Annotated in this window: 25 protein-coding genes, 1 tRNA gene and 1 pseudogene; 17 read left to right on the top strand and 10 right to left on the bottom strand. The window is 42.7% G+C overall.

The genetic code is table 11. From position 1 onward, the window contains the following. Positions 1-48: 48 nt before the first annotated feature. Positions 49-924: an ATP phosphoribosyltransferase gene (locus HY035_07865; protein MBI3378297.1), complete on the bottom strand. Its 876-nt coding sequence runs from the start codon at positions 922-924 to the stop codon at positions 49-51. A 99-nt stretch (positions 925-1,023) separates the two neighbouring features. Between HY035_07865 and HY035_07860 the strand changes: the two genes are divergently transcribed. The 6 genes from HY035_07860 (at position 1,024) to HY035_07835 (ending at position 5,585) form a co-directional block, all read left to right on the top strand. Continuing rightward, on the top strand, positions 1,024-1,524 hold the full coding sequence (locus HY035_07860; GenBank protein MBI3378296.1) for a hypothetical protein: 501 nt from the start codon (positions 1,024-1,026) through the stop codon (positions 1,522-1,524). Between the two features lie 49 nt (positions 1,525-1,573). Continuing rightward, complete coding sequence (locus tag HY035_07855) at positions 1,574-3,316, top strand: adenosylcobalamin-dependent ribonucleoside-diphosphate reductase (protein MBI3378295.1); 1,743 nt, start codon at positions 1,574-1,576, stop codon at positions 3,314-3,316. 54 nt (positions 3,317-3,370) lie between these two features. Further along, positions 3,371-4,078 (top strand): pyridoxine 5'-phosphate synthase, encoded by a 708-nt coding sequence (locus HY035_07850; protein MBI3378294.1) that lies wholly within the window; start codon positions 3,371-3,373, stop codon positions 4,076-4,078. Then, positions 4,075-4,446 carry a holo-ACP synthase gene (acpS, locus tag HY035_07845; protein MBI3378293.1) on the top strand — a complete coding sequence of 124 codons (372 nt, stop codon included), beginning with the start codon at positions 4,075-4,077 and terminating at the stop codon, positions 4,444-4,446. Before HY035_07850 ends, acpS begins: the two co-directional genes overlap by 4 nt. 17 nt (positions 4,447-4,463) lie before the next feature. After that, positions 4,464-4,560, top strand: a tRNA-OTHER gene (locus HY035_07840). 224 nt (positions 4,561-4,784) lie between these two features. Continuing rightward, a complete protein-coding gene (locus HY035_07835) occupies positions 4,785-5,585 on the top strand; it encodes a C_GCAxxG_C_C family protein (GenBank protein ID MBI3378292.1) in 801 nt (266 codons plus the stop codon). A gap of 39 nt (positions 5,586-5,624) precedes the next feature. Here the strand turns inward: HY035_07835 and HY035_07830 are convergent, their stop codons facing one another. Continuing rightward, positions 5,625-7,703: a glycine--tRNA ligase subunit beta gene (locus HY035_07830; GenBank protein ID MBI3378291.1), complete on the bottom strand. Its 2,079-nt coding sequence runs from the start codon at positions 7,701-7,703 to the stop codon at positions 5,625-5,627. 195 nt (positions 7,704-7,898) lie between these two features. Here HY035_07830 and HY035_07825 point away from each other — a divergent pair, with 195 nt between their 5' ends. Next, positions 7,899-8,645 carry a hypothetical protein gene (locus HY035_07825; GenBank protein ID MBI3378290.1) on the top strand — a complete coding sequence of 249 codons (747 nt, stop codon included), beginning with the start codon at positions 7,899-7,901 and terminating at the stop codon, positions 8,643-8,645. A 139-nt stretch (positions 8,646-8,784) separates the two neighbouring features. Next, positions 8,785-9,906, top strand: a complete 1,122-nt coding sequence (locus HY035_07820) for a tetratricopeptide repeat protein (GenBank protein ID MBI3378289.1) — start codon at positions 8,785-8,787, stop codon at positions 9,904-9,906. A gap of 248 nt (positions 9,907-10,154) precedes the next feature. Here HY035_07820 and HY035_07815 read toward each other — a convergent pair. The 4 genes and pseudogenes from HY035_07815 to HY035_07800 all read right to left on the bottom strand — a co-directional run bounded on the left by HY035_07815 (position 10,155) and on the right by HY035_07800 (position 12,366). Continuing rightward, positions 10,155-10,379: pseudogene (locus HY035_07815) on the bottom strand (hypothetical protein). Further along, the gene (locus tag HY035_07810) at positions 10,372-10,641 is read right to left on the bottom strand and encodes a hypothetical protein (protein ID MBI3378288.1); all 270 of its coding nucleotides are present in this window, start codon (positions 10,639-10,641) and stop codon (positions 10,372-10,374) included. Before HY035_07810 ends, HY035_07815 begins: the two are co-directional and overlap by 8 nt. 258 nt (positions 10,642-10,899) lie before the next feature. Next, positions 10,900-11,559, bottom strand: coding sequence for a hypothetical protein (locus tag HY035_07805; GenBank protein ID MBI3378287.1), 660 nt, complete (start codon positions 11,557-11,559; stop codon positions 10,900-10,902). Between the two features lie 132 nt (positions 11,560-11,691). Then, positions 11,692-12,366, bottom strand: coding sequence for a transposase (locus HY035_07800; GenBank protein ID MBI3378286.1), 675 nt, complete (start codon positions 12,364-12,366; stop codon positions 11,692-11,694). A 48-nt stretch (positions 12,367-12,414) separates the two neighbouring features. On the opposite strand from HY035_07800, the gene HY035_07795 reads away from it, so the two are divergent. After that, positions 12,415-12,567: a hypothetical protein gene (locus HY035_07795; GenBank protein ID MBI3378285.1), complete on the top strand. Its 153-nt coding sequence runs from the start codon at positions 12,415-12,417 to the stop codon at positions 12,565-12,567. Between the two features lie 443 nt (positions 12,568-13,010). Here the strand turns inward: HY035_07795 and HY035_07790 are convergent, their stop codons facing one another. From HY035_07790 to glyQ, 4 genes are all read right to left on the bottom strand, one after another. Further along, positions 13,011-13,223 carry an addiction module protein gene (locus tag HY035_07790; GenBank protein ID MBI3378284.1) on the bottom strand — a complete coding sequence of 71 codons (213 nt, stop codon included), beginning with the start codon at positions 13,221-13,223 and terminating at the stop codon, positions 13,011-13,013. A gap of 303 nt (positions 13,224-13,526) precedes the next feature. Continuing rightward, a complete protein-coding gene (locus HY035_07785) occupies positions 13,527-14,201 on the bottom strand; it encodes a transposase (protein ID MBI3378283.1) in 675 nt (224 codons plus the stop codon). Positions 14,202-14,285: 84 nt separating this feature from the next. Next, positions 14,286-14,453: a hypothetical protein gene (locus HY035_07780; GenBank protein MBI3378282.1), complete on the bottom strand. Its 168-nt coding sequence runs from the start codon at positions 14,451-14,453 to the stop codon at positions 14,286-14,288. Between the two features lie 408 nt (positions 14,454-14,861). Next, positions 14,862-15,731: a glycine--tRNA ligase subunit alpha gene (gene glyQ, locus HY035_07775; protein MBI3378281.1), complete on the bottom strand. Its 870-nt coding sequence runs from the start codon at positions 15,729-15,731 to the stop codon at positions 14,862-14,864. A gap of 75 nt (positions 15,732-15,806) precedes the next feature. Here glyQ and HY035_07770 point away from each other — a divergent pair, with 75 nt between their 5' ends. The 8 genes from HY035_07770 to HY035_07735 all read left to right on the top strand — a co-directional run bounded on the left by HY035_07770 (position 15,807) and on the right by HY035_07735 (position 22,724). Next, complete coding sequence (locus HY035_07770; GenBank protein ID MBI3378280.1) at positions 15,807-16,910, top strand: 3-methyl-2-oxobutanoate dehydrogenase subunit VorB; 1,104 nt, start codon at positions 15,807-15,809, stop codon at positions 16,908-16,910. A gap of 33 nt (positions 16,911-16,943) precedes the next feature. Further along, a complete protein-coding gene (locus HY035_07765) occupies positions 16,944-17,990 on the top strand; it encodes a FecR domain-containing protein (GenBank protein ID MBI3378279.1) in 1,047 nt (348 codons plus the stop codon). A 234-nt stretch (positions 17,991-18,224) separates the two neighbouring features. After that, complete coding sequence (locus tag HY035_07760; GenBank protein MBI3378278.1) at positions 18,225-20,321, top strand: adenylate/guanylate cyclase domain-containing protein; 2,097 nt, start codon at positions 18,225-18,227, stop codon at positions 20,319-20,321. 47 nt (positions 20,322-20,368) lie between these two features. Further along, positions 20,369-21,160, top strand: a complete 792-nt coding sequence (locus HY035_07755; GenBank protein ID MBI3378277.1) for a hypothetical protein — start codon at positions 20,369-20,371, stop codon at positions 21,158-21,160. Beyond that, positions 21,157-21,315 carry a hypothetical protein gene (locus HY035_07750; GenBank protein ID MBI3378276.1) on the top strand — a complete coding sequence of 53 codons (159 nt, stop codon included), beginning with the start codon at positions 21,157-21,159 and terminating at the stop codon, positions 21,313-21,315. Before HY035_07755 ends, HY035_07750 begins: the two co-directional genes overlap by 4 nt. Beyond that, positions 21,315-21,599, top strand: coding sequence for a twin-arginine translocase subunit TatB (gene tatB, locus HY035_07745; GenBank protein ID MBI3378275.1), 285 nt, complete (start codon positions 21,315-21,317; stop codon positions 21,597-21,599). The genes HY035_07750 and tatB overlap by 1 nt, the downstream gene beginning before the upstream one ends. A 59-nt stretch (positions 21,600-21,658) precedes the next feature. Continuing rightward, positions 21,659-22,450, top strand: a complete 792-nt coding sequence (gene tatC / locus HY035_07740) for a twin-arginine translocase subunit TatC (protein ID MBI3378274.1) — start codon at positions 21,659-21,661, stop codon at positions 22,448-22,450. Beyond that, positions 22,440-22,724 carry a hypothetical protein gene (locus HY035_07735; protein MBI3378273.1) on the top strand — a complete coding sequence of 95 codons (285 nt, stop codon included), beginning with the start codon at positions 22,440-22,442 and terminating at the stop codon, positions 22,722-22,724. The genes tatC and HY035_07735 overlap by 11 nt, the downstream gene beginning before the upstream one ends. Positions 22,725-22,786: the final 62 nt, after the last annotated feature.

Below are 22,786 nucleotides of genomic sequence, written 5' to 3'. Positions count from 1 at the left end.
TGGATTCCGTGTCAAGCACGGAATGACAGTTTTGGGACAAAAAATGCACTACGGTATCACTTTGTTCAACTGATACTCCACTATGCCTGACGCTCCCGCAGTCTTTAGTTTCGGGATAATATCCCGCACAACTTTCTCGTCAATTATCACTTCAAGGGCATACCACCCCTTATCTGAAAGCGCAGATATGGTCGGCGAGTGCATGGCAGAAAGAAGGCTCATTACGCGTTTAAATGATCTCTCAGTGACATTCATCTTAAGCCCGACTTTCTCCTCGGCAGACAATGCGCCTTTCAGTAGCATGACAATATTTTGCATCTTTTGTTTTTTCCACTTGTCCTGCCACGCCTTTTTGTTTGCAATGAATCTTGTGCTTGACTCAAGAATGGTTTCAACGATTCTCAGATTATTGGCCCTTAAAGACGTGCCTGTCTCTGTCAGCTCGACTATGGCGTCGGCAAGGTAGGGCGGTTTCACCTCTGTTGCGCCCCATGAAAAATCAACCTCTGCCTTTATCCCTTTTGCCTTGAGGTATCTCTTCGTAAACCCTACAAGCTCTGTTGCAATGCGTTTGCCGTTCAAGCCTTTTACGCTTTTTATCTTTGAGTCATTCGGCACGGCAATGACCCATTTTACGGGCCTGAGGCCTTCCTTTGCATAGATGAGTTCCGCAACCTCATGCACGTCGGCATTCTGCTCCAGTATCCAGTCTTTGCCTGTAAGTCCGCAGTCAAGTATTCCGCCCTCAACATATCTTGCCATTTCCTGCGCCCTTATCAGCATTGCCTCAACTTCAATGTCGTCAAAGGACGGATAGTAGGAACGGCTTGATACCGAGATGTGGTATCCTGCCTTTCTGAAAAGTTTTAATGTTGACTCCTGAAGGCTTCCCTTGGGAATACCGAGTTTTAGGATTTTGCTCATATTTAGTTTTCTCCTCAAATTATCTTCGTATCCTGACCCATATAATACATGAGGGCATGGAAAATATTCAATTTTTTGATGTAAAATTAAGAGTATAAAATGAAAGGAACTAAAGTCTCTCTATTTTTAGGCTGTGCATTTTTGCTGGCCCTCAATCTGCCGTTTGTTTTCGCAGAGGTAGTTGACAGGGTGGTTGCTTTTGTTGATGACAAAGCAATAACCCTTAGCGAACTTGATGAGAATTACAAGGCTGCGGCAAAACTGAGGCCTGATATAAAAAAAGAAGAGGTGTTGAACACGAAGATAAACAGGATGCTCCTTTTGCGCGAGGCAAAGAAGCTGCGTATAGAGGGAGCTAATACGGATGAGTCTATCAGGGAGTATATTGAGTTAAAGCTTAAGACATTTATAAAAATAACAGAGGACGATCTGAGGGAATTCTACGATAAAAACAGAAAAGAATTCGGCAAGGCTGAGTTCGACGATGCAAGGGAAAAGATTGAGGAATATCTCGTTGAAAAAGAGGTCAATATAAGGCTGAAAAAGCATATTGAGGATTTAAGATCAAAGGCTTATATAAAGATTCAACTTAACAATTAAACAATTTCCCCGACTCTATAACAGAAATTTTTTCTGCTATAATGTTCTTATGAATCTGACTGAAAATGCTCTTAAAGCGCTTAAGGCAAGGTATCTCCTCAAGGACGAAAGAGGGGAGGTTATAGAAACTCCTGAAGGGATGTTCAGGAGGGTTGCAAGGACTATTGCGGCTGCCGAGACTCAGTACGGCGGCAATGCTGCCGAATGGGAAGAGAAATTTTACGAGTTGATGACATCCCTCAGATTCCTGCCGAATTCTCCGACACTTATGAACGCAGGAAAAGAGATAGGACAGCTTGCTGCATGTTTTGTGCTTCCTGTGGATGACTCAATGCATTCAATATTTGATACCCTGAAAAATGCCGCATTGATACTTCAAAGCGGCGGCGGTACCGGTTTTTCATTTACGCACTTAAGGCCTAAGTCTGATGTGGTCCATTCAACAGGAGGCATCGCAAGCGGCCCTGTCTCTTTTATGAAGATATATAACATTGCAACGGATGTCATAAAGCAGGGAGGAGCAAGGCGGGGCGCTAATATGGGGATTCTCCGCATTGACCACCCTGATATCCTTGATTTTATCCGTATAAAGAGGACAGAGGGAGAATTAACAAACTTTAATATCTCGGTTTCAGTGACAGATGCATTTATGGATGCCCTTAAAAATGAAGGAGAATATGAGCTTGTAAATCCGAGGAGCGAGGCAGTTGCCGGGAAGATAAAGGCGCATGATGTTTTTAAGGAGATTGTTGAGAGCGCATGGGAAACAGGAGACCCCGGGCTTATATTCATTGACAGGATTAACAGGGATAATCCGACTCCAAACGTCGGCAGCATAGAGTCCACAAATCCATGTGGTGAACAGCCTCTGCTTCCGTACGAGGCATGCATATTGGGGTCGCTGAACCTTTCAAAATATGTAAGACAGCCAACAGTTCACAGTTCACAGTTCACAGTAAAGGACATTGAAAAACAGATTGATTTTGATGGCCTTTCGAAAGACATAAAAACCGCTGTGAGGTTTCTGGATAATTCTATAGATGTAAATAAATATCCTCTGCCTGCCATAGAGGCAATGCACAAGGGCAACAGGAAGATAGGGCTTGGCGTTATGGGATGGGCTGATATGTTAATACTCATGGGACTGCCTTACAATCATAAAAAGGCATTTGAGTTAGGAGAAATGGTGATGAAATTTATGCGGGATGAGTCGAAGAATGCATCTGTAGAACTGGCGCGCGAACGCGGGGTCTTTTCGAATTTCAAGGGTTCTGTCTATGACGCGCCTGATATGCCCCGTGTGAGGAATGCAACAACAACTACAATAGCTCCGACCGGAACTCTGTCTATGGTTGCGGATTGCTTAAGCGGTATAGAGCCGCTGTTTGCGCTGGCATACAAAAAACTTGTTCTGGACACGGAACTCTTTGAGCTTAACAGGTATTTTTTTGATATTGCGAGGGAGAGAGGTTTTTATTCAGAGACATTAAAAGAGCAGGTCATTAACAGAGGCAGCCTTCACGGTATCAAAGAAATCCCAAATGACGTCAGAAGATTGTTTAAGACCGCTCATGAGATTCCCTTTGAGGATCACATAGAAATGCAGGCGTGTTTCCAGAAATTCACGGACAATGCAGTATCAAAGACCATAAATATGCCGCACAAGGCAAGAAGAGAAGATGTTGAAAGGGCTTTTATGCTGGCTTATGATAAGGGATGCAAAGGCATTACTGTTTTCAGGTATGGGACACAAAAAAGGGGAACCCTCGTAAGAGCAGCAGATACTGATTGAAAGAGATTTTGTGTTAGACTAATTTAAAATTTATAATTGGAGCGGGGGAGATGCATGATTCTTGGAGTTAACGTTGACCATGTTGCTACTGTGAGAGAGGCAAGGAAAGGCATAGAGCCTGACCCTGTTATGGCTGCAACGCTTGCGGTATTGGGCGGAGCTGGCGGCATTACAATTCATCTCAGGGAAGACAGGCGGCATATACATGACAGGGATTTAAGGATATTAAGGGAAGTCGTTCCTGTTGAGTTAAATCTGGAGATGGCAGCTACAAAAGAGATGATAGGCATTGCGTTGAAGGTAAAGCCTGATATGGTGACGCTGGTGCCGGAGAAGCGAGAGGAGCTTACAACAGAGGGCGGGCTTGATGTTAAACGGCAGAAATCAAATCTTAAAAATACAATCAGGAGGATTCAGGGCGCAGGGATACCTGTCAGCCTTTTTATAGATCCGTCAACTGATGACATTGCCGTATCCAAAGAAACAGGCGCTGATATGGTGGAGATACACACAGGGCTTTATGCTAATGCAAAGGGCAGTAAACAGGAAAAGGAACTTATAAAAGTTGCGCGGTCTGTCAAAGATGCGTTGAGTCTGGGACTTGGCGCTAATGCAGGACACGGGCTTAATTATTTTAATGTTAAAAGTGTTGCAGCGATTGAGGGCTTAAGAGGACTGTACATAGGGCACAGTATTATCTCAAGGGCGGTGCTTGTGGGGATGGAGAGGGCTGTGAGGGAAATGAAGGAGTTGATGATATGATTTACGGCGTCGGAATAGACCTTGTTAAGATTGAGCGGATGAAGGATGTTGTTGACAGGTGGGGCGGGAAATTTCTTGAAAGGGTTTTTACAAAAAATGAGATTTCATACTGCTATGAGAAAAAGAACCCTTATCTTTCGTTGTCTGTCCGTTTTGCGGCGAAAGAGGCTTTAATAAAGGCGATAGGCTCTGAGGTTCCTGTGGCGCTGACTGAGATTGAAGTTATAAATGCCGCAAATGGCAGGCCTGATATAAAAATCAGCGGCAGGCTGAAAAAATTTTTCAGTGACAAGTCAATAAAGCAGCCTGCCCTCAGTCTGAGCCACGAAAAAGACTACGGCATTGCCTGTGTTGTGCTGGAAATTTGATTCGGAAATAGACATACGAGGGGTATGGGACTGGCGTCCCGGCTGGTCTGCAAAACCAGTATTACGGTAGATAGAGTCTGCTGTGGTGGGTTCAATTCCCACTACCCCTCTCCAAAAGTTAAGATATATAATCTTATAATTAAAACTTTAAGTTGACAAGAAAGCAATTTTGATTTAAAGTTTTAATAACATGCGATTGAAAAGCTTAATGGTATTAATCGTCCTGTGCCTTTTAGTAATATCCTCATCAAGCGGAGTCTCTTTTTAATGAATATTTCATATGGCAGGTTGACTGTGGTTTCTTTGAAACCGGAGATTTATTAATTAAGGAGAAAAGTATGGGAAAAAAAGAAGTGCTTGAAGAAAAAAGTCTTACAAGGAGGAGCCTGCTCTCAGGCGCAGGCAAGATTGCAGTCGTAGGAGCAGGCATAGCCGCTGTATCAGGAGGTCTGAATCTTTTTTCAAAGGCAGAGGCAAAAGGCGGGTCAACCGAAAAGTGGCCATGGCCGTATGAGAAACTGGACCCTGAAAAAACCGCTGAATTAGCCTACAACGAGTGGTACAGGGTATTCTGCGGAGCCGCTGTTATTAGCAGCATATTCAGTCAACTCAGTGAAAAGGTAGGCGACCCATACAAATCATTCCCTATTGACGCCTTTGTCTATATGGAAGGAGGCATGACTGGATGGGGAACTATATGCGGTTCAGAAGCAGGCGCCGCTGTTGTTACCAATGTTATAATCGGGCCAAGGATTGCAGGTTCCAAAGACGGCGCAATGATGGGCTCTGAAATTATGCAGTGGTATTCTGAGACCCCGCTGCCATTCTATGTCCCAAAAGAGCCAAAGGTAAAGACAGAGATAATCAAAACCACAAGCGACTCGCCTCTCTGTCATGTTTCGGTCGGAAAATGGATGAAGGCTGCGGACAAATCTTTCGGCAGCGCAGAGAGGAAAGACCGGTGTGCAAGGCTCACAGCGAACGTGGCATACCATACCGTGGAACTGTTGAACGCATGGAAAGACGGCAAATACCACACAAAAGGCACAATACCGGCCGGAAGCTATGGAATACCAGCCCAGCATAACTGCACAAGCTGCCACGGCTCAAACATTCCGACACCGCCGAAATCAAAGTAGTCCCAGCAGATTTCCAAAAGACGGGGGGCTCCCCCGTCTTTATTGCAGTTTTGAAAAATCCGCTATTGATGATGCAAGTGTCCAGATATCCTTCAGCAGGGCAAGCCTGTTGAGTTTGATTTCTTCCTGTTTGTCCATTACGAGTACATTATCGAAAAAATGGTTTATCGGGGCTGTCAGTTTTGAGAGAATACTGAGCGCTTCGGAATATTTGTGTCCATCTATCAGGCTTGCGAGTTCGGTTTTTATCGCGGTGAATATCTCGTAGAGTTTTTTCTCCGGATCTGTATGGAGCAGTTTCACCTTTAATGAAGGAAGCGCAGCCGCGTGGGTAATATTTTTCACCCTCTTTATGGCAGTGAGAAAATCATTGTAGTTCTCTGTTCCCTTAAAATCCTTAAGAGCATGGAGTCTCCTTCGTATTTCTTTTAACGGAATTTCTGCAGAGAGATGGAGTACAGATTGGATTATATCGGAACCATACCCTTCTGATAAAAACAAAGGCTCAAGCCTCTGTTGAAAAAATCTGAGCGCTGTTTCTGCAATCTCTCCAGATTGTTTAGTGTCTTTCAGGTTTTTCAGAGAAGCAGTAACAATATCATTGAGTGATAAAGCGTAGCCATTATTCAGCAGTATTGCTATGACTGCAAGCGTCTGTCTCCTTAATGCAAAAGGGTCTTCCGAGCCTGTTGGTGTAAGACCGACAGAGAAGAATGAGGTTATATTATCCAGTTTGTCTGCAAGGCTGAGAATAGCGCCTGTCTCTGTTTCAGGCAGTCTGTCTCCGTAATAGGCAGGCAGATACTGTTCCATCAAAGCGGCTGCGACTTCTGTGTCTTCCTTGTCATTGCTCGCATAGTATTTCCCAATAATTCCCTGCAGTTCAGGAAATTCCCTTACGACTCCTGTCAGGAGGTCTGTCTTGGAGAGAAGCGCTGCTCTTTCGGCCTTTTGCGTTAGAGAGGGATTTATTTTTGACGCAAGATATGACGCAAGGCTTTTGACCCTCAATGCTTTCTCGTAGAGGTTTCCGAGTTTTTCCTGATACACCACATTTTTAAGGTTGTTTATTCTATCTTCAAGTTTTTTTCTGCAGTCTTCTTCAAAATAGAATTTTGCATCCTCAAATCTTGCCCTGATAACGCGTTCCGCTCCAATCTTGACAGTCTCTGAATTTTCTTCAGCGGTGTTGCTTATAATGATAAAGTAATTCGTAAGCACACCTTTAATATCTTCAATTGCAAAGTATTTCTGATGTTCTCTCATTACTGTTATAAGCAGTTCCTTCGGAAGTTTAAGATATTCTTCCGAGAAGCTGCCCAGTACCGGAGTTGGATATTCTACGAGATTTGAGACAGTATCAATGAGTTCTTCGTCTTTCACGATTTTCCCGTTTATGGAAGATGAGAGCTTCTCCGCTTTTTCTGTTATAATCTTTCTTCTTTCCTGAGGGTCGACTATTACATGGTTATTTGCAAGCAGCTTTACATAAGCCGGTATTTCTTTTATCTGAAAAGCGGCAGGAGACAGGAATCTGTGACCGCGGGTCATATTGCTGCTTTTTATCCCGTCTATCTCAAAATTGATTGTTTCGTTATCAAACAGAGACAGCAGCCATCTGATAGGCCGTATAAATCTCATGTCATTGCCGCCCCATCTCATTGATTTCGGAAGATGCACTGAAAGCACAATCTTTTTGAGTATGTCAGGCAGGAGTTCTCTGACATGAATGCCTTTTTCTTCTATGACTGCAACAACGTATTCTCCTTTGTCTTTATTTTTTACAACAAGCTTTTCCACGCTTATGCCTTGAGAACCGGCAAAGCCAGTTGCCGCTTTTGTAGGACTGCCGTCCGCATTAAAAGCAGCTTTTTTAGAAGGGCCGAATATTTCTTTTGTTCTGTCTTTCTGCATCGGCGGGATTCCATATGCAATCACTGTCAGTCTGCGCGGAGAGCCCAATGTCTTTACCTCTGAGAACCTTATATGATTCTCTTTGAATATCGTCTCTGTATTCTCCTTTAATTGCCGTATGGCAGAGGGCAGAAACCTTGCAGGGATGTCTTCTGTGCCTATCTCTAAAAGCAGCGACGAGCGCTGAATCTCGTTTTTTGTCATTAATGTTACCTCTGATTTTTTCAGAACATTATAACTTTATAAGAGATTATTGACAAGAGAAGCATGGTCTGATAGATTGTCTATGAAGCATTAGTAATGAAATTGTCATTGCGAGGAGCGTTAGCGATGAAGCAATCCCAAAAAGCAAGATTGCCGCGCCTTCGGCTCGCAATGACGGAGTAGAGGTGTTCTAAGGTGAAAAAAATCTTAAATTGGCAGGTTCTTCTGGGCATTTCTCTGGTTGCGCTTTCCGCTGTTCTTTACCTTCTCCATTATGCAATTTTCAGAGACAGCCACCACATCTTTATTTATTTGTTAGGTGATATTGCATTTGTTCCGATTGAAGTTTTGCTGGTTACGCTGATTATACACAGGCTGCTTAACGCGAGAGAAAAACGCGCCATGCTGAAGAAAATGAATATGGTCGTAGGTATTTTTTTCAGCGAGGTTGGCACAGCGCTTCTTAAGTACCTTTCTGCTTTTGATTCTCAGCCTGACAAGATAGGAGCAAGGCTTGTTGTTGCATCCAGATGGTCGGAACAGGAATTTTCCACGGTAAAAAAATATGTTAACGGCTATGATTGCAGAATTGATATTCACAAAGGCGATCTTCAAGGTCTCAGGGATTTTCTTGTCGGAGAAAGAAGGTTTTTGCTTACTCTTCTGCAGAATCCGAATTTGCTGGAGCATGAATTTTTTACTGACCTCCTGTGGGCTGTATCTCATCTGACAGAGGAATTATCACACAGGAAAGATTTGAAAACCCTGCCCAAGTCTGATTATGAACATCTCTCAGGAGATATAAAGAGGGCGTATATTATGCTGATAGCAGAGTGGCTGGCGTATATGAAACATCTAAAGGAAAGCTATCCTTATCTGTTTTCCCTTGCTGTGAGGACAAACCCTTTTGATCCGGCTGCATCGCCGATCGTAGACTCGTAGAAAAGTAAAGTGAGGTTTCTGAAAAGTGTTAATGGAAAATATTAGGGGTTTAGGATATCGGAGAATCAGGAAAGGGCGTTTTATCAAAAATTTTCTCCTGTTGCTCATTGCTTTTACATCTCTGACGGCAGGGACTGCTTTGGCTGAAACGGTTTCTTTCCAGAAGGAATATACCTATCAGGCAGGAGATATGGACAGCAAGGATGCTGCCCGTATAATTGCGATGGAGAATGCGAAGAGGCTTTTATTCGGAGAAATAGAAGCGTATCTTGAGAGCAAGGCATTGATAAAAAATCTTCAACTCACTAAAAATCAGGCTACGGCTCTTATCTCGGTAATTGTAAAGACTGATGTGATAGAACAGAAATGGGATAATAATGCCTTTTATGTTAAAGCAGGGGTTTCTGTTAATTCGGATGAGATAGTTAAGTCTATTGCTGTTCTGAGCAGGGATAAGAGGAATACGGGAGAGATAGAAGAGGTAAGGAAGAAAGCATCAGGGTTTTTAAAAAAAATTGAAAAATTAAAAGAACGGCAGGAAGCAGACAGTGCAGATGGAAAGACAGCCCCGATAATATCGGGGTATAATGAGGCAGTAAAGATTCTAAGCGCAATTGGCTGGTTTGAAAATGGGTGTGTGCTTGTGAATTCAGGCAACCCGCAGAAAGCAGTAGAGGCGTTTACAAAGGCCATAAAATTAAGCCCTAATAATGAGAAGTTTTATGTCTTTCGAGGGAATGCCTATGGGGAAGCCGGCAGCAATAATCAGGCTGTTAAAGACATTGCAAAGGCTATAAAGCTAAATCCTAAATATGCTAAGGCTTATGTCTCTCGAGGGAATGCCTATCTAAGGTCGGGTAGTTATCAGCAGGCTGTTAAGGACTACTCCGTGGCTGTAAAATTAAGTCCCAAACATGAAGAAGCTTATTGCTATCGCGGAGTTGCCTATGGAGCGCTGGGAAAAGAACAGCAGGCGCTTGAAGATTTCAGCCATGCCATAAAAATAAATCCCGAATATGAGAAGGCTTACTTTTACAGGGGACTTGCTTATGCCGAATCCGCAAATTATCACAAGGCGCTTGAGGATTTTAACAAGGCTGTGGAGTTGAATCCCGGTGATTCTGAGGCTTATTTCAACCGCGGCAGGGTTTATGGGCTGCTCGGCGATACTTATAAGGCAGTGGAGGACATCAGGAAAGCTGCAAGATTAGGAGATAAGGCAGCTCAGAATTTTTTAAAGATGCAGAAAATTGAGTGGTAAGTTGTAGTGCGTATATGTCTGTAAAAAAGCGTTGCGGATTTGGCTCTATTGATTTGTTAAAAAGTTATTTTTTTAATTTCTTTTCTGAAATCTTCAAATATTTTTGGGGCACCCGCGACAAGCGGTTTCATTCGCTCAGGATATAATTCAAGGGCGTAGGTATGGCTGAAGAAGTGTCTGAAGGCAAGAAAGCTCTTGAGTTCTTCTGAAAGAGATTCCGAAATAATATTTTCTTTAACAGCGTCTAAGATTAAATTGCGATGCCATGATTCACCTGTAGGGATTCCAAGCTTTTTGGCAAAAAATATTTGCTTTAATACATTTTCAATACCATTATAAAAATTATGGAGAAAAGCGGCTACACCGGCAAGTTCAAGTTCAGAAATTTGAGATAAGTCTCTTGGGGGAAACGCAGAAATAATTTTTTCTATGGCTTCGTATTCTGCCTCAATATTTTCCTGATAATCAGCCATAGAGAGGGATTCCTTCTTTTAGTATCAATTTAATAAATTTAGATTTTCCTGAAATATCGATTATATCAACAGGTTTTGACAAAGAAAGCATGAGGTCGCCGTAATAGCTGAAAAAATCCTTGGCAGCGATGCCTTCCACGCCAATATCAATATCCCGGCTTTCTTTTTTTGGATCCGTGCTGGAGCCAAAAAGTAATACGCGCTTAACACGATATTTTTTGGATATTTCATAAATTGTTTTTTTGTCGGTTTCAGTAATCATAGGTAAATTATAGCATTTTTAGGCAATATCATCGATAATTTTATTTTTAGGACAGTTTTTAAAGCAGTGGAGGACACCAGGAAAGCTGCGAGGCTGGGAGACAAGGCAGCGCAGAATTTTTTAAAATCGCAGAAAATTGAGTGGTGATATAGATACTCTTGCCCTTAGAATCTAACTATAGAAATCACGAGCACAGTATAACGAAGGCCTGTGATTTGACTGGGTATATATCTTAATTTTTTTCTTCACTCTTCAATATTATTTTGTATTTGATGTCAGAATTGTTAGAATTTCTTTCTCTAATGTGCCATTGGGTTGGCACAATGTACCACTGTGAGCTGCTGAGCCTGGAAATGTTCCTTGCTGTCCAGATACAAAAGAAATCGTATCTGAGAAGTGGCTAAATGCACCTTGTACGTTTCTAACTGTGCCTGACTTTGTTAATACATATTTTGTATTGATTGTAATCTGAGTATCCTTTGATGAAACTTCTTCAATAATGATATTAATTCTTCCTTCGAGATTCATTTTTCTGTCAACAAATAAAAGCCCAGCACCACTATCCATATCCATGACCTCATAGGATTGATGTGCCTTGGATGCCGGAAAATCATAGGTTCTTTCTCCTCTTGCATTTTTTACGTAAGAGTTAATCCGACCACAATCAACGTATTTTTCTGGGTCACCCGAATAACTCACATTAATTATTCCCGAGGTCTTATCCAAATTGTTTATTACAAAAAAACTTTTACCTAACGCAGGAATAATCGATTTCCAAATGTCTTCTTTGCTTTTATTGAGAGTAATCACATTTTGCATTGAGGATGTCATAGATGGTGGTGTATATTGCATCTTCCCCGCACATGCTGTTATAAGCAGTAATCCCAAAGTTATTGATAACAACCTAATTTTTACCATATCAGCCTCCATTATTTTTTATGCCGCGTGCGTCTTTTGGGATGATTTTAGGGGAAATCACAGGTTTCGTCAAGAAAAATCACCAAACATCAGGAGGGTAAAGATAGGGTAAAGATAGGGACACTTCCCATATTATTCCTTCCCCTTTATTTTTGGCCTGCCGCCCTTCCTCGGAAAGAGATTTCGTTTCAATATCCTCTCCAGTTTCTTTATAAACCCTTCACTACCAAAAGGTCTGCCGGTTGATGTCGCACGCCTTATGGTTGCATTTATCTCCTTGGCATCTTCAGTTAAGAATTCCTTGTATGATTTGATTTCCTTCTCACTAAAACAACTCTCTTTTGCGAGGACATCGTCTTTAATGCCTGACAAATGCGCCCTTGCGCTTGACCACGCATAGTCTTCTGCTCTCCTGACAAGTTTTGCCCTTACCGGATTGTGCTCTATGTATCTCATTACAGCCCACAGATAAGGCTCTTTCTCAACGACTGACGAAAAAAACCTGTTCTGCCACAGCCTCCCGCTTCTGTTATATTTGCGGTTTATGTATTGAGTATAAAGCAGGTTTGTCCCTCCGATGCCTCTGGCCAATGACGTTTCCTTTTCAGGCATTGCAAGGATGTGAACGTGGTTTCCCATCAGACAGTAGGCAAGTATTTTCATTTTATATTTATCTTTGTATCGTTGAAGGGCATCAAGATAAAACCTCTTATCTTCATCATCAAAAAAAGTTTTTTCTTTATTGTTCCCCCTTTGAGTTATATGATGGGGGTATCCCTCAGCGCATACTCTTGCAATCCTTGGCATGGGTATTATGCTATCCGAAACATTCCAGTTTGTCAAGAAATATGGGAAGTGTCCCTATCTTTCCCCTATCTTTCCCCCTGCGGCAGGGTTTACGGGCTGCTCGGCGATACTTATAAAGCAGTGGAAGACATCAGGAAGGCTGCGAGATTAGGAGATAAGGCGGCGCAGAATTTTTTAAAGATGCAGAAAATTGAGTGGTAGTGCGTATATGTGCGGGTTCGCTTAAAGGTTTTAGATTAAGTAAGGGAAAAAATGTGAGGGAACATGAGGGAAGTGTACTGCGCGGTCTCACTCATAGCCTAACCGCTAAAGCTCACTGGCGGCATACTCGCCGTTCAGCGCAGCGCTTTGTTAAAATTATCTTAATTGTTTTTTTATCCAGGCAGGATTTCTACGACAATCAAGAATCGCATAAACCAATGCTTCAGTATCAGATAATTTATAATAAATGGCAAATGGAAAACGTTTTGAAAGCATGCGGTGATAACCGAAGTATATGGAATGGATTCCGGCGTAAATTTGTAAGGAATCAATGTCAGAAAATAGAGCGTCTATAAAATAACTCCCGAGGCCGACTGATTGTTTATCATAGAAATGAAATCCATCTATCAAGTCTTGCGACGCGGATTCAAGAATACGAATTTTCATTGGCAGGATTTTTTAATTCTTTCTTTTTCTCCATCCCAATCATTAAATTTTTCTTTGCCCTTGGCCACAGATTTTTCGCGCTGAGATAAAATATCTTTATGCCATGATGGTGAAGCGACTGCATTTGCATGTTTACATAAATCATCCCACAGTAATTCCATAGCCCGAATTTTATCCCTTGTTGTCATTTGGTCAAGTTGTAATACCATATATTTTCACCTCGCATTTTTTTATTAAAGCATATGTGTATATTTTTAAATATTTTAGAGTAAAAAGTCAAAGCACAAATATGCTATTATAGTAATAATTAGTAATAATAGTAGTAATAATAATAGTAGTAATAATAATAGTAGTAATAATAATAGTAGTAATAATAATAATAATAGTAATAATAGTAATAATAGTAATAATAGTAATAATAGTAATAATAGTAATAATAAATAATAAATAATAATAAATAATAAATAATAAATAAATAATAAATAATAAATAAATAATAGGGACACATCCCATTAATAGCCCACCTTCTTCCTCGGTCTGCCCCGTGGCCTAAGTGCTAAATCCCTTCCGGTTTTTCTTTCCATCCTTTTCATGAACGCTTCATCTCCCAACGGCTTACCTGTCCTCGTATAATAGCGTATCAAGTCCCTGTCTTTCTCTGCACTCGTTTCTCTGATAAAATCCCTGTAATCCTTTCTCTGTGTTTCTGCAATAAGCTCCTCGTTTAAAAGGTCGTCTGGTTTCCCCATTATATGTGCCAGCGCACTTGAGTAGGCGTAGTCTTCTGCTTTTTTCACCATCCGGGCACGTACAGGATTCGTCTCTATGTATCTTGCAACTGCCCAGAGATAGGAATCCTTATCCACAATACAGGAATGATACCTGCTCTCCCATAACCTTCCTGTGCGGTTATATTTTCTGTTGGCATATTGTGTGTAGCAAAGCGTTACTCCCTGCATCATCTTGTACAGAGATTCGTTTTCTTTTGGCTTTATCAGCAGATGCACATGGTTTGACATCAGACAATAGGCCAGTATCCGGGCATCTCTTTCCCTTGAATATTTTTTCAGAAGTTTAATATATTTCTTCCGGTCTTCATCATCAATGAATACATTTTCTCTGTTGTTTCCCCTCTGCACTACATGATGGGGGAAACCGGCTGCAACAGCCCGTGCGATTCTTGCCATGTCGAAATTCTACCGGAGAGAGGCGTGCTTGTCAAGTTAAATGGGATGTGTCCCTAATTGTAGGACTAATTGTAGGATGTGTCCCTAATTGTCCCTAATTGTTGCATCAACTTTTTTAATTGTTGCATCAACTTTTTTGAGAAATTTTATCAAAACAGTTGATTTATTGGACGGCGATTCGGAAAAAGATAGCAAAGTTAACATAGGAACTATCAAACATGCTCCAAGTAATATTCTTAACACTTTTCTCATTACGCCTTCTTCTCTAAAGACAATTTATTCATCGTTTTTAGTTTTTTTCTAATGCGGCAGTTGAGCGGTGCCCCGAAGGGGCATCTGTCTCGAACTCCTGGTTCTCCCGTAGCGTAGCGGAGGGCAGGAGTTTCCGCTCAACTGCCGCATTCTCCCTGAGCGAAGCGAAGGGAGAACCAGTGATTATAGGAACGGTAGCATAACTTTAAATATGTCGTCAATAGATAGAGTTAACAGCACAATTTGAGGTAATAACAAAACTTCACGATGCGGACATTGCAGCGGGTTACGCGGGCGTCTTTCTTGATGATCAACTCAAAGAGACGAAGAGCCCGCTGGATTTTTGAAGCTGCGAGATTGCTTCGCTTTGCTCGCAATGACCCCAAAAGATTTTCAGGAGTCTCAATTTTAAGTCTTCAGCAGCGGGAAGCCCATTTCCTCTCTCTGTTTCAGGTATGCATGGGCGCATAGCCTCGCAAGGTTACGCACTCTCGCAATGTAGCCTGTCCTCTCTGTTACAGAGATAGCTCCCCTGGCATCAAGAAGATTGAATGTGTGGGAACACTTAAGGCAGAACTCATATGACGGAAGAACGAGTCCGAGTTCATTCAGCCTTATGGATTCTTTTTCATAGGCTTCAAATTGCTTTATCAGAAGTTCTGTATCTGCATAATCAAAGTTATATTTTGAAAATTCCACCTCGTCAATATGGTGAATGTCGCCGTATTTTATGCCCTTGGACCACTCAAGATTGAATACATTGTCTACGTTCTGAAGATACATAGCGATTCTTTCAAGCCCGTATGTTATCTCAAGCGACACAGGCTTCAAATCAATGCTTCCTACCTGCTGAAAATATGTGAACTGTGTTATCTCCATTCCGTCAAGCCAGACCTCCCATCCGAGCCCCCATGCGCCGAGTGTCGGGGATTCCCAGTCATCTTCCACAAACCGTATGTCATGTTTTTGAGGTTCTATGCCGAGATATGTGAGGCTTTCAAGATAAATTTCCTGACTCTCACTCGGAGAGGGCTTAAGGATTACCTGATACTGGTAATAATGCTGAAGCCTGTTCGGATTCTCGCCGTATCTGCCGTCTGTAGGCCTTCTTGAAGGTTCGACATAAGCTGTTTTCCACGGCTCGGGCCCGAGGACTTTAAAAAAGGTTGCAGGATGGAAGGTCCCTGCGCCGACCTCAATGTCATAAGGCTGGAGCAGAACACAGCCCTGCTTGGACCAGAATTCATGAAGCTTTAAAATCAGTTCCTGAAAATACATTAACGTCTCCTCGGTATTGTGAAAAAATCATAATGTAAGGGTAAGAGTTTTGTCAAATGTGATATAATGTTTCCAATGGCTAAAAAGATTTTCATGAAGGGCAATGAGGTCATTGCAGAAGCGGCGATTCAGGCAGGCTGCCGTTTTTATGCAGGCTATCCTATAACCCCGCAAAACGAAATCCCTGAATATATGTCCTGGCGCATGGAAGATGAGGGAGGAGTATTTATTCAGGCTGAAAGCGAACTTGCCGCAATTAATATGGTGTATGGCGCCTCTGCTGCAGGCGCGCGGGCTATGACATCGTCAAGCAGCCCCGGCATAAGCCTGATGCAGGAGACTGTTTCCTATCTGTGCGGAGCAGAGCTTCCCGCTGTACTCGTGAATATGCAGAGGGGAGGGCCCGGACTTGGAAACATATCGGGCAGCCAGGCGGATTATTTTCAGACAGTAAAAGGCGGCGGGCACGGCGATTATAAACTTCTTGTATATGCTCCGTATAATCTTCAGGAACTCTGGGATTTAACCATGCTTGCCTTTGATAAGTCGGATGAATACCGGAATCCTGCAATGATTCTCGGCGATGGGATACTGGGGCAGATGATGGAGCCTTTTTATCAGACGCCTTATATAAAGCCAGACCTTCCTGAAAAGACATGGGCGCTGACAGGGTGCGGCGGGAGAAACCCGAATGTGCTCAAATCAGGAGAGGAGTCATGTATAAGAGAGCCTAATGTAATCAGGTCCCTCTATGTGGGGGAGGGGGAGCTTGAATTCAGAAACAGTATTCTTCAGGAAAAATACAGGAAGATGAAAGAAGATGAGGTAAGATTTGAGATGTTTGGCACAGAAGACGCCGAGACAATAGTTGTTGCATTCGGAACTGCGGCCCGGATAGCGTTTTCTGCTGTCAAGAAGCTGAGGAGTGAAGGTTCCAGATTAGGATTTTTCCGTCCCATTAGTCTTTTTCCCTTCCCTGAAAAGGAACTTGCAGCTCTTGCAAATCCCAAGAGGAGGTTTATCACGATTGAACTTAATGCAGGCCAGATGGTTGAGGATGTAAGGCTTGCTGTTAACGGTAAATCCGAAGTTCTTTTTTATGGAAGAACGGGCGGCGCAATAATGACGCCCGAAGATATCTATGAAGAACTGAACCTTCTTTCCGTAGTTAATAGTTAAGGAAAAACATAAAACTTTTTTGGGGAGGCGGTTATGAAAAAGATATTTTTAATTATTCTGGTCCATGTGTGTCTCTTTATGTTCGTTACCACTGCGTATGCTGCTGCCGGGAAGATTGCAAAGCTCAGCGGTGAGGTATCATGGAGAGACAAAGCCAACGTGCCTTATAAAAAAGCAAAGGAAGGAATGGATTTTGAAGCAGGATGCTGGATAAAGACGGGCAAGGATGGATGGGCCAAACTGTCTCTGTCCGATGGCAGCGCTTTTACCCTCGCCAATAACACAGAACTCGAGATAGATAAATTTCTGGTTTCAACTGATAAAAAGGAAGGCGTTTTTAAATTAACTCAGGGCAAACTCAGGGCTACTGTTACAAGGCTTGCAGGGCAGCAGACAAATTTCAAGGTGAAAAGCCCCACGGCAGTTGCCGGCATCAAAGGGACTGAATTTATGATGATGACGCAGGGTTACGCAAATGTCCTTTTCGGAAATGAAGGAAGCGCTGAGATTGGAGGCGACTCGGCTTCAAACAAACCGCTGACCGCTGATACAATGGTTCAGAACACAAGGGGGATAACTCCTACAGACCCTGTTAAGGTTGAACAGAACACGCCTTTATATACGGCCAAGCAGGACTTTGATAAAATCACGGCAGCCAAGCCTCCGGAAGAGTGGGAGGCATCAGGAAATCTCCCTCATATTATAGCCAGATGGAACATACAGCACGGTCATTATCTTGCAGATTCGGGGAAGTATGAAGAAGCGATGTATGTTTTTCAGATAGCGCTGGACCTTAGCGATAAACTCGAAATCAGAGGCGATGCAAGGCTTGAAAGGGGAGCTGTTTATTCAAGGTTCCTTAGAAATCAGGAGGCTGCGCTTGCAGAATATCTGCTTATCCTTGAGGAATACCCGATAAGCCCGCAGCGTGAAACAGCGCTCTATCTTACAGGGATACTTCTTGATGAAATGGGCTTTGTAAAACGGGCCAAGGAAAGGCTGCTTCAGTATAAAAGCGAATTCCCGAACGGCAAACATATCGGTAATGTAGAGACTTATCTCCAGAGAATTAAAGATTAATGCGGTTAAGCCAAAAACCTGCTTGAAGGGGCAATTATGAAACATTCATGCCTCAAAGAGATGCAAAGGGCGATGAAAATGTCATTGCGAGGAGCGAGATTCCTCACTTGTCATTGCGAGACTCACAAAGTGAGACGAAGCAATCTCAAAACAGGTTCGGAACAGGCTCCGCAATCTTTAGATGCGAGATTGCTTCGCCTACGGCTCGCAATGACAGGTTAGAGGTATTTACAGGTGAAATACTCCAAACTGCTGACCTTTATTGTAATTGGCCTTCTTGCTTCAGTTGTAACCTTTTTTATTTACAGGCAGAATTTTCATTTCCTTGATGCAGTAGACCTGAAGCTCAAGGACGCAAGATTTAAACTCAGGGAAAATATTCAGCCTGACAGCAGGGTTGTGATAGTTGCGATAGATTCAAAGAGCGTCAATGAAATCGGTAGGTGGCCTTGGAAGAGGTCTGTATTTGCCGGACTTCTGAATAGCTTGAAAGAATACGGTGTAAAGGTAACAGCGCTGGACATTGTTTTCTCCGAACCTTCGGACAGCAAAGAAGACGCAGTCCTTTCCAGAGCCATAGAAAAAAACGGCAGTATAATCCTGGGTTATTTTTTCAGAGATGAAAAAGAAGATGCAGACCCCAAGGCTGTCTCCCAGTTGGAATCATCAAAGATAAAACTTCTGAAGATTGCAGAAGGTGTGACAGCGGTTCCTGTATATCAGCGTCCTTTTGTGGAGACAAATATCCCCTTGCTCGGACGCGGCGCTCTGGATTTCGGCTTTTTCAATACAGACCCTGACGCTGACGGCCCTGTAAGAAAATCCACGCTTCTCATGCTTTATAACGGAGAAATTTATCCCTCTCTGGCATTAAAGGCGCTGAGACATTACACAGGCAAGGAGATCATGCTTGAAGTGGAATCTTTCGGTGTTTCCTCTCTCAGGCTCGGAGATATGTCTATCCCTTCTGATGAAAGCGGAAGGCTTACCGTGAATTATTACGGCAAGGGCGGGACTATCACTACGCTGTCGGCAGTTGATGTTATTAAAAAGAGATTAAAAAAAGAAGAACTCAGAGACAGGATTGTATTTGTGGGCGCAACAGAGGTCGGCATCTATGACATGAGGGCAACGCCTGTTGAGTCAGCTTTCCCTGGAGTTGAGATACATGCAACTGTAGTGTCCAATGCTCTTCAGGGTAGATTCATATTAAGGGATGGAAGAATAATTGCTGTTGAGATTTTATGCTTGGCATTATTCCCTGTCCTCCTTACATTGCTTCTCGGCGTATTGAGGAACAGCTTTTTGGGGCTTGTTGCTTTTATGTTTGTGTCAAGCATATATGTTGTTTTCAATTATTCGTTGTTCAGAAATTATTCCATAGACATGAGTTTGCTGTACCCGCTTTCCTCAACAGCAATGGCATTTATAAGCTCTGAGGCCTACAGAAACCTTGTGGTAGAAAGGAAGAACCGCTATCTTAAAAAGGCGTTTTCAAGCTATGTTTCGCCTGAGCTTGTTGCCGAGATAATAAAGAATCCTGACAGGCTCGCGCTCGGAGGCGCAAAGAAAGAGATAACGGTTCTGTTTTCAGACATAAGAGGGTTTACGGGCATTTCGGAAAAGCTTGCGCCTGATGTGCTGGTCTCGCTCCTTAACGAATATCTTGGCCCTATGACAGAAGTGGTCCTGAAAAATAACGGGACGCTGGATAAGTATATCGGCGATGCGGTGATGGCCATTTATAATGCGCCTCTGGATGTGATGGATCACCCTGAAAAGGCATGCAGGACAGCAAAAGAAATGATTGATAAATTGAAGGAAATAAACGGCAGTTTTAAGCAGAAAGGGCTTCCTCCTGTTGATATAGGGATAGGCATAAATACGGGATATGCGGTTGTCGGCAATATGGGAGCGGATATGAGATTTGATTATACGGCGATTGGCGACACGGTAAATCTGGCTTCAAGGCTTGAGGGGCAGAATAAGTATTACGGCACCCATATAATCCTGAGCGAGTTTACTGCAGGGAAGGTGAAGGACAAGTTTATGTTAAGGGAAATAGATCTTATGAGGGTTGTGGGCAAGGAAAAACCTGTTGCTATTTTTGAGTTAATGGCAGACGGGAATAACAAGCTTGCAGAGAGATTTTCCGAAGCCCTGAAGGTTTACAGGGCAAAGGGTTTTCAGAATGCGCTCGATATTTTTACAGGGCTTATAGGCGAATACAATGACCCCGTTGCAAAACTTTACGCTGAAAGATGCCGTGAATATCTTCAGACGCCTCCTCCTCCTGATTGGGACGGCGTATTTATTTCAAGCAAGAAATAGCTTTTGCTTCATTGACACTTAAGGATTTTTTCTGTTATGTTTTATGAATGAAAAAATATATTTTCCTGCTGTTTTTTTTTAGCTGCACTCTTTTTACCGGACATGCTTATGGATTTGATATAAAAGGCCTCCAGCCGGTCGCCCCTTATGGAGTTTTTTCAACCTTCAGCGCAGACAGTCTAAAGAAGGGACAATACGCAGTTGGCGCCGGAGTTGAAAAGTCGGTAGAACCTGATTTTTTCAGGTATCTTTTTCAGTATGCACACGGGATAAATGACAGGATAGAATTTACAGCTACGGTCCCTTATGTTGATAGATGGAACGATGTGAAATCAGGATTTGAAGATATCGCTTTAGGCGTAAAACACAGATTTATTGATGAAACTAAATATGCGCCTTCCGTAGCTTATATGGTCAATGCCTCTATCCCATCAGGCAAGGAGGTATTCAGCACTGACGGAAGGGCAGGAGCGGGCCTTATTGCCAGCAAGAGAGTAGGTCCTGTCAGCGGACATGCCAATATATTCTATGAGAAGGTTGGTTCATCAAAACTTGAAGATGAGGTAAGCTTCTCAGCCGGATTTGATTTTTCGGCTGCGCACGATGTCAAGCTGCTTGCAGAGATATATGGGAGGAAAAGCCACTATTCAGCAGCGCTTGATGACCTTGAGGGAAGATTCGGCTACAGGTTCATGACAACGGATTATCTTTATACAACGATTGGCGTGGGGGTTGATTTGAAAAACAGAAGCCCTGAATACAGGTTTATGCTTTCGATAACGGCGGTTCTTCCTGCTGAAAAGAAAACGATAAAGAAGGTATATGAGGAGGAGAAATGATTAGCAGGGTCAAAATAGAGGCGAACGGCAGCAGGATTAATTCGACAGAGGAATTTGCTATAATTATCAAAGACATGAAATCCGGTGAAAGCCTTTTAACGCTGCTTAAACGCTGCAACAGTTATATGTACCGCAGCATCAGGGTGAGGGAATAATGTTTGACATCGGAATGCAGGAACTTATACTTATTTTTATAGTTGCTTTACTGGTTTTCGGCCCTAAGAGGCTTCCTGAACTTGGCAGGACAATCGGTAAGGGCATGGCTGAGTTTAAGAAGGCAATGTACGGCATTAAGGAGCAGATGGACTCTGAACTGCATGATATAAAAGAACCAATGTCCCATCTGGATGTTACCGGCAAAACCGAAAAAGAGGCAACTACAGCTAAAGAGGCAACTACAGCGAAGGAACGTACAGATAAAGAGAAAGGGGCAGAGTGAATGTTGAGAGAGTACAGTTTTCAAACACTTAAACTCTCTGCTCAAGCGTGGTGAGGAATATGGAAAGTGAAAGAATGCCTCTCATAGAACATCTCGGAGAGCTCAGAAAGAGGATTACCATATCTCTGACTGCCCTGCTGATAGCTTTTATGGTTGCGTTTAACTATTCCGAAGAACTTTTCAAATCCATTATGTTTCCGCTTAAATACACTCTGTCCTTTTCCGTGAAAAATCCTTTTATAAGCATAATCCCTCAGGAAAAACTTTCCCGGACTATGAAGCTTGTATTTCTGGCGCCTGCCGAGGCTTTCTGGATGAGCATGAAAGTAGCATTTGTAGCCGGCCTGGCGCTTGCCTTGCCTGTAATATTTCACCAGCTGTGGAAGTTTATATCGCCGGGCCTTCTTGCAAGGGAAAAGAAATATGTGCTCCCATTTGTCATTTCAGCGACAGCTCTCTTTATGGCGGGTGCCGCATTCTGTTTTTTTATAGTCCTTCCGTTTGCAATGGGGTTTCTTTTAACCTATAACGTAGGCGCTGTTCTGATGCCTATGCTGTCGGTGGGGCAGTATGTGGATTTCTGCCTTAAGTTTATACTCGCATTCGGAGCTGTTTTTGAGCTGCCTATTGTTATCATCTTTCTTACACGCATGGGTATTGTAACTACCAAGACACTCGCAAAAAACAGGAAATATGCCATATTAATTGCCTTCATCATAGCTGCCGTACTTACTCCAACACCGGACATGTTTAATCAGACTCTGATGGCTATACCCATGATAGTCCTTTACGAAGTAGGTATCCTTGTATCAAGAATATTTGTGAGGGGAAAAACACCAGATGCCGGTTAGCAGCATAAGAGGGAAAAGCCTTAAAGCTATGGCGTATGACATAGCCGACGGCTATGTGATGGTTAATCCGTTGTTTCTCAAGCCGCTTGATATAGATTCCCTCACAGGACTATATCACGAAATAATGCAAGTGCAGATAGCTATCAGGGGAGAGAAGGTTGATCTCAGTGATCAGCCGTCTCTTAGGATGAGGAATGTAAAGCTGCAGAGGCTGTATTCCTCATTGATGATAATCAAGAACTTTGCGAGAGAACGAAGGATAGTGATGGTGTAGATGATATGTAAGCTGAAATATAGAAAATTCAGAACATAAAAGGTAAAATTAAAAGAAGAGGC

This window comes from Nitrospirota bacterium, from assembly GCA_016195565.1.
Lineage (GTDB): Bacteria > Nitrospirota > Thermodesulfovibrionia > Thermodesulfovibrionales > UBA1546 > UBA1546.
The sequence above is the reverse complement of the archived record's forward strand: the minus strand, read 5'-3'. Positions and strand labels throughout refer to the sequence as shown.